The 12,262-nt window shown below is 71.4% G+C and carries 14 protein-coding genes, 1 tRNA gene and 1 pseudogene; 9 read left to right on the top strand and 7 right to left on the bottom strand.

Annotated features, from left to right (window positions below; genetic code table 11):
* Positions 1–1,048: 1,048 nt before the first annotated feature.
* Complete coding sequence (locus tag R2740_RS14580; RefSeq protein WP_371303420.1) at positions 1,049–1,921, top strand: alpha/beta fold hydrolase; 873 nt, start codon at positions 1,049–1,051, stop codon at positions 1,919–1,921.
* Positions 1,922–2,230: 309 nt separating this feature from the next.
* Positions 2,231–2,584 carry a metallopeptidase family protein gene (locus tag R2740_RS14575; RefSeq protein WP_371303419.1) on the top strand — a complete coding sequence of 118 codons (354 nt, stop codon included), beginning with the start codon at positions 2,231–2,233 and terminating at the stop codon, positions 2,582–2,584.
* Positions 2,585–2,587: 3 nt separating this feature from the next.
* Here R2740_RS14575 and R2740_RS14570 read toward each other — a convergent pair whose 3' ends face one another.
* The 4 genes and pseudogenes from R2740_RS14570 to R2740_RS14555 form a co-directional block, all read right to left on the bottom strand.
* A complete protein-coding gene (locus R2740_RS14570) occupies positions 2,588–2,917 on the bottom strand; it encodes a CrcB family protein (RefSeq protein WP_371303418.1) in 330 nt (109 codons plus the stop codon).
* On the bottom strand, positions 2,914–3,060 hold the full coding sequence (locus R2740_RS14565; RefSeq protein ID WP_371303417.1) for a hypothetical protein: 147 nt from the start codon (positions 3,058–3,060) through the stop codon (positions 2,914–2,916). The genes R2740_RS14570 and R2740_RS14565 overlap by 4 nt, the downstream gene beginning before the upstream one ends.
* A 23-nt stretch (positions 3,061–3,083) precedes the next feature.
* Positions 3,084–3,293, bottom strand: a pseudogene (locus R2740_RS14560) (CrcB family protein); the annotation flags it as partial.
* 35 nt (positions 3,294–3,328) lie between these two features.
* On the bottom strand, positions 3,329–4,288 hold the full coding sequence (locus R2740_RS14555) for an ATP-binding protein (protein WP_371303416.1): 960 nt from the start codon (positions 4,286–4,288) through the stop codon (positions 3,329–3,331).
* Positions 4,289–4,406: 118 nt separating this feature from the next.
* Between R2740_RS14555 and R2740_RS14550 the strand changes: the two genes are divergently transcribed.
* Positions 4,407–5,810 (top strand): NAD(P)/FAD-dependent oxidoreductase, encoded by a 1,404-nt coding sequence (locus R2740_RS14550; protein ID WP_371303415.1) that lies wholly within the window; start codon positions 4,407–4,409, stop codon positions 5,808–5,810.
* A 3-nt stretch (positions 5,811–5,813) separates the two neighbouring features.
* On the opposite strand, the gene R2740_RS14545 is transcribed toward R2740_RS14550, so the two are convergent.
* Together R2740_RS14545 and R2740_RS14540 are read right to left on the bottom strand one after the other, a co-directional pair.
* Positions 5,814–7,235: a hypothetical protein gene (locus tag R2740_RS14545; RefSeq protein WP_371303414.1), complete on the bottom strand. Its 1,422-nt coding sequence runs from the start codon at positions 7,233–7,235 to the stop codon at positions 5,814–5,816.
* Between the two features lie 65 nt (positions 7,236–7,300).
* Positions 7,301–8,551: a chloride channel protein gene (locus tag R2740_RS14540; RefSeq protein ID WP_371303413.1), complete on the bottom strand. Its 1,251-nt coding sequence runs from the start codon at positions 8,549–8,551 to the stop codon at positions 7,301–7,303.
* A gap of 93 nt (positions 8,552–8,644) precedes the next feature.
* Between R2740_RS14540 and R2740_RS14535 the strand changes: the two genes are divergently transcribed.
* A complete protein-coding gene (locus R2740_RS14535; protein ID WP_371303412.1) occupies positions 8,645–8,905 on the top strand; it encodes a GlsB/YeaQ/YmgE family stress response membrane protein in 261 nt (86 codons plus the stop codon).
* 65 nt (positions 8,906–8,970) lie between these two features.
* Here R2740_RS14535 and R2740_RS14530 read toward each other — a convergent pair.
* Positions 8,971–9,043: transfer RNA gene (locus tag R2740_RS14530), tRNA-Lys, on the bottom strand.
* A gap of 310 nt (positions 9,044–9,353) precedes the next feature.
* Here R2740_RS14530 and R2740_RS14525 point away from each other — a divergent pair.
* From R2740_RS14525 to R2740_RS14505, 5 genes are all read left to right on the top strand, one after another.
* Complete coding sequence (locus R2740_RS14525) at positions 9,354–9,557, top strand: cold-shock protein (RefSeq protein ID WP_371303411.1); 204 nt, start codon at positions 9,354–9,356, stop codon at positions 9,555–9,557.
* Positions 9,558–9,791: 234 nt separating this feature from the next.
* Positions 9,792–9,980: a hypothetical protein gene (locus tag R2740_RS14520; protein ID WP_371303410.1), complete on the top strand. Its 189-nt coding sequence runs from the start codon at positions 9,792–9,794 to the stop codon at positions 9,978–9,980.
* Positions 9,981–10,066: 86 nt separating this feature from the next.
* Positions 10,067–10,270 (top strand): heavy-metal-associated domain-containing protein, encoded by a 204-nt coding sequence (locus R2740_RS14515; protein WP_371303409.1) that lies wholly within the window; start codon positions 10,067–10,069, stop codon positions 10,268–10,270.
* Positions 10,267–10,422 (top strand): hypothetical protein, encoded by a 156-nt coding sequence (locus tag R2740_RS14510; protein WP_371303408.1) that lies wholly within the window; start codon positions 10,267–10,269, stop codon positions 10,420–10,422. Before R2740_RS14515 ends, R2740_RS14510 begins: the two co-directional genes overlap by 4 nt.
* On the top strand, positions 10,419–12,262 hold a 1,844-nt coding region (locus tag R2740_RS14505), incomplete at its 3' end, for a heavy metal translocating P-type ATPase (protein WP_371303407.1). The genes R2740_RS14510 and R2740_RS14505, both read left to right, overlap by 4 nt.

The following is a 12,262-nucleotide window of genomic DNA, read 5'->3' as shown; positions in this document are numbered from 1 at the left end:
CCGCTGAGCTACTCGACGCACCGTCGGCTACCTCCACGCCGACCAAGAGCTCGAACTCGCCCGGGCGGTAGTGCTGGTCTACGACCTCGAGATCCCACCGACTCAGACGGTCCATCTGCGGCAGATCCGAGTGCGAAGACCGGCCCTCGGCAAGTCAGTGGTCGTCGCCGTCCATGTGGCGACGAAGCGCGGCCTCGGTCTCTGGGCTGACCGCTGGCTCGGCCCCAGAGAGCCTCGTGGCAATTATCTTGGCGTCGCCCAGAGGCAGGTCGGTAGTGGTCGCCATGATGTAGCAGGACTCGACGATCGTGTGCCAGCTCCAAGGAGCATTGCCATGCCGACTTCAGGCTCCAAAGTGGCGCAGATACGGGGCCAGCATCCGTGTGCTCGCCGGTCGAGCCTCTTCGATCGTCTGCCTCACAACCCCAGCGTCGCATCGATCCGCCCTGCCCGCGCCACTGCGGCAGAGTTGGGCGACCGTAGCCGCCTCGCCCGTCGGGTACCGCGTGTGCCGGGTCCGGACGCCCCTCACCCATGCCCTGATCTGCAGCCGCTGTTCGGACGCCTTGCACCTACGCGGGCTGGGGTCGGTTCAACACATGCTCGGCCCACTCGCGCTGGGTCGGCTCCCAAACGGACCGTCTATAGGCAAGCACGTCGGCCGCGCTCACAGGTTCCCGGTGCACCGCTGCGAGGCCATCACACGCGTCGGCAAGCAGCCGGATCCATTCAACATAGTCACCCTCGAAGTCGTCAGGTGCGTCGACGGGCCTCCTCAGGAATGCGGAGGTGCGAATGGTCATCAGAGCCCTTGCGCACAGGGTGGCGCAGGCGTCCATAGCCGCACGGTCCTGGGGTGACGGCCGCCGGGTGAACATGCCCGCAATGCTCCCATGCGTTGCGCCCGGATCTGATCCGGGCAGTCGATGCCGGGGGTGATTCGGTCGACCAGCCGAGTTGTCGAAGCCGGCGATCGGGTGTCCACAAAGGGATGGTCACGCGAGATCGCTCGGCATCGTCGGCTGGCCGGCGAGAGAGAGACGACAGAGTGGATCGTGTAAGAGTTGCCCGGATCGGCGAGGTCGACCTCTTCGTCCGAGAGCTTGGTCATGAGAACGCCGGTGATCCTCCGCTGGTCGTGATTCACGGCGGCCCGGACTGGGATCACTCCTACCTGCTGCCGGCACTCAAGCAGGTCGCGCAGCGTCGCCATGTGGTGGCGTTCGACCTTCGTGGCTGCGGGCGCAGCTCACGTGGCCTCTCGCCGGAGCGCTACCAACCAGAGCTGGCCGTGGAGGACGTCTCGCGGTTGATCACTTGGCTCAACCACGAGCAGGTAGACGTTCTCGGCTTTTCCACCGGCGGCCAGATCGCCCAACTCCTCGTCGACGCCCATCCGTCGCAGGTGCGTCGTGTGGTGCTCGCCTCCACGACTGCCTATGGGGACTTCGAGCAGCACCTGCGTGGGTGGGCCGAACGAGACCGCAGGCTGGCGATGCCGACCCGCTGGCCATCGTGGGCCAGGTTCGCCCAGGACTCACCACGAACTGATCGCGAGCAAACCATTGACTGGGCGGTCTCGGGTGCCTCCACCAGCATCTGGACTCTGGACCGCCTCGACGAATACCTCGAGCTCCTCGCAGACGTTCGCTTCAGCGGAGACTGGATCGGACCCTTCCGAACTGGGCGACTACACCCCTGGCGTCCACCGGACCCAGCCGAGACCCTGCGCCGATTCGATGCGCCGATCCTCGTGCTCCACGGTGCCCAGGACATGTCCTTCCCCGTCGAGGTCGCCCACCGCCTGCATAGCGACGTGCCCGAGACACAGTTGGTGGTGGTGGAGGATGCCGGCCACATGGCGCACTTCGACCAGACCCACCAGTGGGCGACCGCGGTCACCACGTTTCTGAGCTCGTGACGCCACCCCGGTCACACGGAGTTCCCGGTGCGCGACCATCCCGCACCGGCACGCTCCGCGTGACCATCGGCTTGTGGGGCGCTCCGTGTCGCGTGGTGGGTCAGATGGAGGTTCTCGCGTGCCGTGGGGCTCGACGTGGTTGTTCGAATTCCGAGCGCGTCGGAAGATCACTGCAAACCGCGTCCCGTCACAGCGCCACCAGCGGTCGATGGCGGCTGCCAAAGTCCAACACCGCCACAACCCCTCTGATCTGCGGTGTGGGCGTTCTTCTTCGCGAGGGGCCGTGGCGCCACGGCCTAGGCTCGGGTCATGCCCGTGGAGCTCGACCGCGCCGCCTTCGAGGCGCTGGTCGACCGCGCCCTCGACGAGATCCCCGACGAGATCGCCGCGCTCGTGCACAACGTGGTGGTGCTCGTGGAGGACGAGCCGCCGCCCGACGATCCCGACCTGCTGGGGCTCTACGACGGGGTCGCGCTCACCGAGCGCGAGGGGTGGATGGCAGGTGAGCTGCCCGACCGGATCCTGATCTTCCGCGGGCCGTTGCTCGACCTGTGCGACTCGCTGGAGGAGCTCGAGGAGGAGGTGCGGATCACCGTCGTGCACGAGGTGGCGCACCACTTCGGGATCGACGACGAGCGCCTGCACGGCCTCGGCTACGGGTGAGCGTCAGCTGGTGAGCGCGAAGCCGAGGGCGCAGCCGGCCAGTGACAGCAGGACGGTGAGCGCGGCGTAGAGGCTGCCCCGCGCCCAGCCCTTCTCGTGGGTGCGCACGGCGAACGCGGAGTAGGTCGTCAGCCCTCCGCAGAAGCCGACGCCGAGCAGGGCGAGGTCGTGTCCGGTCATCCCCCACCCGGCGAACGCGCCGAGCAGCGTCGAGCCGACGATGTTGACCAGGAGGGTGCCGAACGCGAACCGGTGGTGGTCGAGCAGATGACCCACCAGGAACCGGGTCGGCGCACCCACGGCGGCGCCGAGGGCGACCAGCAGTGCGGTCACTCGTCGCCCTCCTCTTCCTCGAACTCCGCCTGGGCCTGCGCCGACGACCAGCTGCCCGCGAGATGGACCGCGGTGACGCAGACCGCGAGGGTGCCCAGCAGGTAGACCCAGGCCTCCGTGCGGTGCCCGTCGGACAGCAGCACCCGCCCTGCTCGGCGTACGCCGACAGGGTGGTGAAGCCGCCGAGCAGTCCCGGGCCGAGGCCGACGGCCAGCAGCGGCCGGTGCCGCACCGCCGCCGCGGCGGGGAGTGCCGCGAGGAGCAGGGAGCCCACGACGTTGATCGTGAAGGTCGTCCAGGGGAAGCCGTCGCCGTCGGGCACCAGCGCGGAGATCCCCCACCGGGCCAAGGCTCCGAGCGCGCCTCCGAGGGCCACGGCCCCGAGCAGCCGCGCGGTCAGCTCGGGCCGGGTCACGACACGATCTTGGCGGACCGCTGGTGATCGTCGGCGGCGGGGGTGGGGATCATCGACGGTCCCATCCACGGCTGGGCGTCCTCGCCGCGAGCCTGGCGGACGAACTCGCCGAGGAACCAGCGCTGGAACTCGGCCTGGTCGGGGGTGCGGGCCAGTGCCAGCAGCCGCTCGCCGTGACAGAACTCGTCGGCGAGGTCGAGCAGGGTGATCATCTGCTCGAAGGTCGCCACGCGGGTCGGGTCGAGGGCGATCTCGAGGTCGACGGTGGTCCGCTCCTCGGCGACCGCGGTGGCCACCTGGTGGGTGACCGCCGGCGGGTAGGCGCGGTCGAACGCGGAGAAGACGTCGGTGAGCGTCTTGGCGAGCGGGTATTCGTCCTCGTGGGCCAGCGACAGGAGCCGCACCTCGCGGCGCAGCTCCTGGTAGTGCTGACGCAGCAGCAACAGCGGCGCGATCGGCACGCTGTGCAGCGACACTCCGGCCACGTGGTCGGACTCGGTGTCGCTCCCGACCAGCAGGTCGGACAGGTCGAACACCGAGCCCTCGGGACCGGACTCCTGGTGCGGGCTGGTGGTCGGCTCGAACCAGACCACCTTGCCGTCGGGCTCGATCGCGGCCCCCCAGCTCTCCGAGCAGCGCGCCACGATCTGCAGGCCGCGGCCGAAGGTGAACATCAGCTCGTCCTCGTCGTCGGCGTCGGCCGTGAGCACGGGAGGCTCGTGGGAGCCGTCGGCCACCTCGATGCGGGGGTGCTCACGCGTGCCGCGCACCCGGACCTGGATCGGGGCTCCGGCGTGCAGCAGCGCGTTGGTGACCAGCTCGGAGACGCCCAGCTCGGCGCACTCGACGAGGTCTGCCCGCCCGAGGTCCTCGCACGCCGAGGTGACCCAGCGGCGCGCCTCGGCGGCGGCCCGCGGGTCGGCGCCGAGCGTCAGCTCGGGGCGGCTCAGCGGCATGGTGGTCCTCGGGTCACGGGTGTCGAGGTGGTTCTACCCGCGCTGCTTCCCAGCCAAACACAGAAGTTGAAGTTTTTCGCAGTTTCTCCCCGTGGGTCTCCTTGGGGACACTGGAGGCATGGGTAGGACCACAGCGCCGACCGACCAGCACCGGGTGGTCGTGGTCGGCTCCGGCTTCGGCGGTCTCTTCGGCACCCAGGCGCTGCGCCGGTCGCCGGTGCGGGTGACGATGGTGGCCGCCACCACCCACCACCTCTTCCAGCCGCTGCTCTACCAGGTCGCGACGGGCATCCTGTCGCAGGGCGAGATCGCCCCGCCGACCCGAGAGATCCTCAGCCGCCAGCGCAACGCGACCGTGCTGCTCGGCGAGGTCACCGCGCTGGACCTGGCGGCTCGCACCGTCACCTCGCAGGTGCTCGGCCGGCCCACGGTCACGGCGTACGACTCGCTGGTCGTGGCCGCCGGGGCGACTCAGTCCTACTTCGGCCACGACGAGTTCGCCGAGCACGCGCCGGGGATGAAGAGCATCGACGACGCGCTCGAGCTCAGGGGCCGGATCTTCGGGGCCTTCGAGCTCGCCGAGATCGGGGCCAGCCGCGGCGACGACGTCGACCACCTGCTCACCTTCGTCGTGGTGGGCGCCGGGGCGACCGGGGTCGAGATGGCCGGCCAGATCGCCGAGCTGGCCCACCGGACGCTGAAGCGTGACTTCCGGGCCATCAACACCCGCCAGGCGCGGGTGATCCTGGTCGACGCCGCCGACCAGGTGCTGCCGCCGTTCGGTGCGAAGCTCGGTGTCCGCGCCCGGCGCACGCTGGAGGCGCTCGGTGTCGAGGTGCGACTCGGCACCATGGTGACCCAGGTCGACGAGCGCGGCCTCACGCTCACCACGGCGGACGGCGGCCACGAGCGGATCGCCGCCGTGACCAAGGTGTGGGCGGCCGGCGTCCAGGCCTCTCCGCTGGCGCGGTCCCTGTCGGAGCAGACGGGGGCTCCGTTGGATCGTGCGGGCCGGATCGCCGTGGCGCCCGACCTCACGCTGCCCGGCCACCCGGAGGTCTACGTGGTCGGCGACATGATCGACCTGGACGGGCTGCCGGGAGTGGCGCAGGTGGCCATCCAGACGGCGAGGTACGCCGCCCGGTCGATCGACCGCCGGGTGCGCGGCAAGCAGCCGCCACCGCCGTTCCGCTACGTCGACAAGGGCTCGATGGCGATCATCTCCCGCTTCCGGGCGGTGGCGATGATCGGTCGCTTCCGGTTCAGTGGGTTCTTCGCGTGGCTGTTGTGGCTGTTCATCCACCTGCTCTACATCGCCGCGTTCAAGAGCCGGGTCACGGCACTCCTGCACTGGATCGTGTCGTTCCTGGGCAAGGGGCGCTCGGAGCGGACCACCACCGAGCAGCAGATCTTCGGCCGTGCGGCCCTGGCCCGGATCGACGGCGGCGCGGCGTCGCTGGTGTCGCCGCCGGGCGAGTACGACGCTGCCCAGGGAGCCCGGGACCGGCCGCCGGAGGAGTAGGCCTCAGACCTCGTTGGGAGCGGTGATCATCGCCGCCATCAGGAAGACCGTCAGCGCGGCCAGCGACGCGGTCGGCCGCAGCGCCCACTCGTCGCCCCGGTAGAGGAAGTAGCCCATCACGCCCGCGCCGGCGAGCGCGGTCAGCATGACGGCGGTGAGCGCCTGGCGGATCCGGCTGAGGATCTTGTTGCTGCGCTGCTTGCGGGCCCGCTCGCGCACCATCGCACCGGCGTCCGGCGCGGCCTGCTCGGCGCGGGCCTTGCGGCCGCGGCGACCGCGCTTCTTCGCGGGCTCCGGCTCTGCCACCTCGACCGGCTCGGGCTCGGCCACGGCGACCGCGACCGGGTCGGCGTACATCGAGGCGTAGGGGTTGTCGGGCTCGGGCTCGGGCTCGGTGATCTCGGGGAGCTGGAAGGTGTGGCCGGCGGCGCGGGCGGCGACGACGGGGTCCTCCTCGGCCGGCATCTGGAAGCGATGCGGGTGGGGCGCCGGCGCGGCAGGTGCCTGGGCGGCGTGTGACTGGGTCGCGGGGGCCTCCACGACGGCCTCGACGGCCTCGACGGCCACGGCCTCGACGGCGGGAGCCTCCACGGCCGGGGGCGGCGTCACCACGGGCTCGCTCACCGGAGCCGACAGGGCCGTCGCCGGCGCCTCGACCGGGTGCGGCGGGAGCACGGGTGCAGGACTGGGGGCCTCGGCCACCGGCGGCTGTACGTCGGCCGGCTCGTGCGGCATGGTGACCGGCTCGGGCGCGAGGACCGGCGGCGCGGCCACGGGGTAGGCCGGCGGGGGCGTGGGCATCGCCTCCCGGGCGACCACGCCCGGGTCGGGCTCGACGGCGGCGAGGGCGGCCGGGTCGATGGCGGGGATCTGGGGCACGTAGTCGGTGGGGACCGCCGCGCGTCGCTTCCCAGCCGAAGGGGCAGCGGCCGTGGCCAGCTCGGCCTCGGCGAACGCGGCCGGGTCGATCGCGGGGATCTGGGGCACGTAGTCGGTGGGGACCGCCGCGCGGCGCTTCCCGGCGACCGGGGCCGGCGCGGCCGCCGGCTCGGGCTCGGCGTAGGCCACCGGCTCCGGGGTGGAGATGGCGACGGGCTCCGGGTGAGCGACCGGCTCGGTGTCGGTGACCGGCTGGGCGTAGGCGACCGGCTCGGGGGCGGTGTATGCGGCCGGGGCCGGCTCGGGCTCGGCGTACGCAGCCGGCTCGGGCTCGGCCACGGTCAGGTGGGGCGGCTCCTCGCCCCGCTGAGCGGCTTCGAGCAGGCGACGGGCGGCCTCACGGCTCGCCTTCGTGTCGGAGATGACCACCTCGCCGGGGGCAGCACCGGGGTCCGGGGTGGCGCCCATGGGCTCCCGGTTGGACATCCACCGGTCGAACAGGTCGAACGCAGAGTTCGGCTGCTCGCCCGTCGGTTGGCTGCTCATGGTCTAGAAGTTAGGTGAGCGCCGAGGGTTCTCGCAGGAGATTGGGAGAACTCGCCCCGCGGCGCTCAGTGGCCACCCACGAGCTTCTGCGAGGCGGGAGCCCGGTCGCCGAGGAGGTGGACGACCAGCATGGCGACCGCCGCGCCGACCGTCAGTGCGGCCAACGCGTCGCCCGGGAAGTAGAACAACAGCAACAGCACCGACGCCAGCGGACGCCGCAGGATCGCCGCGGTGGCGGCCGCTGCCCCCGCGGCGGCGACGGCGCCGACGGGTGCCGTCGCCGCGACGGCGGTCAGGACCAGGGCCATCGTCGAGCCGGCGAAGATGGCCGGGAAGATCTGACCGCCGAACCACCCGGTCGACAGACATGCGAGCGTGGCCACGAGCTTGAGGGCGACCAGGAGCAGCAGCCCGACGGCGGTGTAGTCGGCGAGGTCGTCGATCAGCTGCTGCTCCTGGTGCTGGCCGGAGAAGAGGGTCAGGGGCGCCGCCGCGCCGCACAGGCCGAGCACCAGGCCGCCGGCGGCGGCCCGGAGCACCGGGGACCGCAGCCAGCGCTCGGCCAGCCGGCGGACGGGACCCGCGGCGGCCATCAGCGCGAGCCCGGCCAGGGCGGCCGGCAGCGCCGCCAACGTCGCCCACAGCAGCTGCACGAGGAGCTCGCGCTCCTGGGGCACCACCTCGGTTGCCAGGTGGTAGCGGTGGCCGCCCTCACCGGGCAATGCCAGGAGCAGCGCGAACAGCCCGGAGACCGAGGCGATCAGGCCGAAGGGGAGCATCGAGAGCTTGCGTGCGCTGGCGCGGCCCCCCTCGATCGGCAGCACCACCGAGCCGAGCGGCCCGCCGAACAGACCGGAGAGGGCGCCGGCGGCCGAGATGTACGCCGCCTCCTGCCGCGTCGCATGCAGGATCCGCGCCAGCCGCTGCCCCAGGCCCACCGTGACGACCAGCAGCGGCGCCTCCGGGCCGAGCGAGGCGCCGAACCCCAGTGAGACCACGCCCAGCAGCGCGGAGCGTGCGATGTGGTTGACGCTGGGTGGCGGCGTGCGCTCGTCGTCGTCCACGGCCTCGTCGAGCTCGTGCAGCGCGTCGTCGATGTCGTGCGGGAGCTCGTGGTCGTGGCGGACCCTGATCGCGCCGACCAGCACCCCGCCCGCGACACACAGGAGCACGGTCGCCAGCGGTCCCCCGCCGAGCAGCCGGGGCGACGTACCGTCCCACAGCAGATGCTCGAGCCCGTGGACGGCCAGCAGGTAGACCGCGGCGAACAGACCCACGGCGGCGCCCAGCACCACCGCCAGGACGACGGTTCTCACGCCCGTGCGCATCGCCTCACCCGCTCTCGCCGGGTCGCAGGCTAGCAGCGGCCCGGTGCCCGTGGAGGGGCCCGCGTCCCCTATCCTCGGGCCATGCTCCTGCTCGGCATCATCCTCTTCGGCATGGTCATCGGCGCCGGCGCGCAGCTGCTCCTCGGTGGCTCGACGCGCTCGATCGACTGGCCGATGGCCTTCGGCTCCGGCCTCGCCGGGTCCTTCGTCGGCGGCCTGCTGGTCAGCCTGCTGGCGGGGGACGGGCTGGCCTTCAAGCCGAGCGGCATCATCGGCTCGCTCGTCGGCGCCGTGATCGTCACCCTGGTCTGGCAGTGGTGGCGCAAGCGCTCCGCCGCCTGATCAACACCGGCCCCAGGGTGCAGCCCGAGGGTCACGTCCAGGCTGGGCCAGGGTGTGGGCCGGAGTGGGCCCCGTGGGACTCGAACCCACAACCAACGGATTAAAAGTCCGCAGCTCTGCCCATTGAGCTAGAGGCCCCGCGCCCGGGACGTCGCTTCCGGGACAGGAGCGCTCAGTATGTCGCTGTCCGCCGGGGCGCGGGAACACCGGCTGACCAGATGGCGAACATCCGCGGTCGTCACTTGGCGCGCTCTTCGGAGTTGGTAGTGTCGGGATCAGCAACAGGTGCAAGTTCCAGCAGGTGTGACGCCCGCGGAGTTTGTGATCCAACGGCGGTTCTTCTTGCGACGGGACAACCACTCACGCAAGTCGGAGCGACGGTGTCACCGCATCTGATGCGGGCCGTCGAGGTGGCGGCTCACGCCCCGACGAAGGAGTAACGAGCAACATGGCTCAGGGCACCGTGAAGTGGTTCAGCGCCGAGAAGGGCTTCGGCTTCATCTCCCAGGCGGACGACAGCGCCGACGTGTTCGTGCACTGGTCGGCCATCCAGAGCCAGGGCTACAAGACCCTGGAGGAGAACCAGCAGGTCGAGTTCGACGTGACGCAGGGCCCCAAGGGTCCGCAGGCGGAGAACGTCCGGCCGCTGTGACCGCGTCCTGACGGCGGTGTCGCGACGCCTCGTCAAGACCTTCGACGGAGCCCTACCACACGGGTGGGGCTCCGTTGCCTTTTGTGATCCGTGTTGCGAAAGTGGCAGCAGAAATGGCCCCAACGTGCCAGCATGACTAGTCCAGGAATGCCCCGAGTGGACCAGTTGGTTCCGAGGCTGTTTGATGGATAATGAAGTCCATGGGGGGCGCTGCTGGAAGAAGGGTGTCCAGAGATGACCGACGAGGAGGTGGATGACTTGTACGACCAGTTCGACATCACGCTGGAAGACAGTGACCTCCTGGGTGAGGTGGAGCTCACCACCAACCTCATCATCGCGGCCACCGAGTCCGACGACCGGCTGTCGCTCGAGGAGATCGACCGGATCCTGGGGGTCGTCCCCCACCCGCGTCGCGGCGACTGAGGCTCGCAGCCCAGCTCGCCCCACGGCGCCCGCATGCGCCGTACCCACCCGCCGTCGGCCCTGGTGCGCGCGACTATCGTGGACGTATGGCCACCAGCACCTGGACCGTCACCGGCATGACCTGTGGACACTGTGTCGCCTCGGTCACCGAGGAGATCTCCGAGATCCCGGGGGTGGAGTCGGTCGACGTCGTCCTCGACTCGGGCATCGTCACCGTGACCAGTGCCAGCGACCTCGAGCGCGCGCAGGTGGAAGAAGCCGTGACGGAGGCTGGTTACACACTGGTATGAGCGAGGTCGAGCGGGCGCTGTACTTCCTCGCCGCGCTGGTGGCCGCCTTCGTCGTCGCCTTCCTGGTCGGCAAGGCTGTCGCCCCGGCATGGGAGCAGTCCCCGGCCCCGGAGCACCCCCACGACGCCTCACTCCCCGTGGACCACCGATGAGCCAGGTCGAGCTCGACATCACCGGCATGACCTGTGCCTCCTGCGCCAACCGGATCGAGCGCAAGCTCAACAAGATGGACGGCGTGGTCGCGTCGGTCAACTACGCCACCGAGAAGGCGGCGGTGACCGTGCCGGCCGGCGTCTCCACCGAGGATCTGCTCGCCACCGTCGAGCAGGCCGGGTACGCCGCCACGGTGCGCCCCGACCACCCCGACCCCGGAGCCGGGGACGCGGCCGAGCGTGAGCTGGTCGCGCTGCGTCGCCGCCTCGTGGTCGCCGCGGTGCTGACCGTGCCTGTGATCGTGATGGCGATGGTGCCGGCCTGGCAGATCACCGGCTGGCAGTGGCTGTCGCTCGCGCTGGCCACGCCGGTGGTCGTGTGGTCCGCCTGGCCGTTCCACCGCGCGGCCTGGACCAACCTGCGGCATGCCGCCACGACGATGGACACGCTGGTCTCGATGGGCGTGACCGCGGCCTATGTCTGGTCGGTGGTCGCGCTGACCGCCGGCAGCGCGGGCGAGCTCGGCATGGTCCATCCGTTCGAGCTCACCGTGCAGCGCAGCGACGGCCTGGGCAACGTCTACTTCGAGGCCGCCACCGGCGTCACCACCTTCCTGCTCGCCGGTCGCTACTTCGAGAAGCGCTCCAAGCGTCGGGCCGGTGCCGCCCTGCGGGCGCTGCTGGAGCTGGGCGCCAAGGAGGTGTCGGTCCTCCGCGACGGCGTGGAGACCTCCGTCCCCGCCGACGAGCTGGTCGCCGGCGACCTCTTCGTGGTGCGACCCGGGGAGAAGGTCGCCACCGACGGCGTGGTCGAGAGCGGCACCTCCGCTGTCGACGCGTCGATGCTCACGGGTGAGCCGGTGCCGGTCGAGGTGGGCCCCGGTGCGGCCGTCACCGGTGCGACGGTCAACGCCGGCGGCCGCCTGGTGGTCCGCGCCACCCGGGTCGGCGCCGATACCCAGCTGGCCCAGATGGCCCGGCTGGTCGAGGAGGCGCAGCAGGGCAAGGCCGACGTGCAGCGGCTGGCCGACCGGGTCTCGGGCGTCTTCGTGCCGCTGGTGATCGGGCTCTCCGCGGCCACTCTCGGCTTCTGGCTCGGCGCCGGGTCGGGCGCGACGATGGCCTTTTCCGCGGCGGTGGCGGTGCTGATCGTCGCCTGCCCGTGCGCCCTCGGCCTGGCGACACCCACCGCGCTGATGGTGGGCACCGGCCGCGGCGCGCAGCTCGGCATCCTGATCCGCGGCCCCGAGGTGCTCGAGTCCACTCGCCGGGTCGACACCGTGGTGCTCGACAAGACCGGGACGGTCACCGAGGGCCGGATGACCCTCGTCGACGTGGTGGCCGCCGACGGCGTCCCCGCCGACGACGTACGACGGCTGGCCGCTGCGCTCGAGTCGGCCTCCGAGCACCCCATCGCCCGGGCCGTGGTGGCGGGCTGGGAGGGCGACCTCCCCGAGGTCGAGGGGTTCGCCAACGTCGAGGGGCTGGGCGTGCAGGGGGTCGTCGACGGGCATGCCGTGGTCGTGGGCCGGCCGCGGCTGCTGGCCGAGTGGTCCCAGCACCTGCCCGAGCGACTCGAGCAGGCGGCCGACGCCGCCGAGGCCACCGGCCGGACCGCCGTCGCCATCGGCTGGGACGGCGAGGCACGAGGGCTGTTGGTGGTCGCGGACACGGTCAAGGCCAGCTCGGCCGACGCGGTCCGCGAGCTGCGTGGGCTCGGGCTGACCCCGTTGCTGCTCACCGGCGACAACCAACGGGCCGCACGAGCGGTGGCGGCGGAGGTCGGCATCGAGGACGTGGTCGCCGAGGTGCTGCCGGCCGACAAGGTCGACGTCGTCCG

This window comes from Nocardioides sp. (genome assembly GCF_041393715.1).
Taxonomy (GTDB): Bacteria; Actinomycetota; Actinomycetes; order Propionibacteriales; family Nocardioidaceae; genus Nocardioides.
The sequence above is the reverse complement of the archived record's forward strand: the minus strand, read 5'-3'. Positions and strand labels throughout refer to the sequence as shown.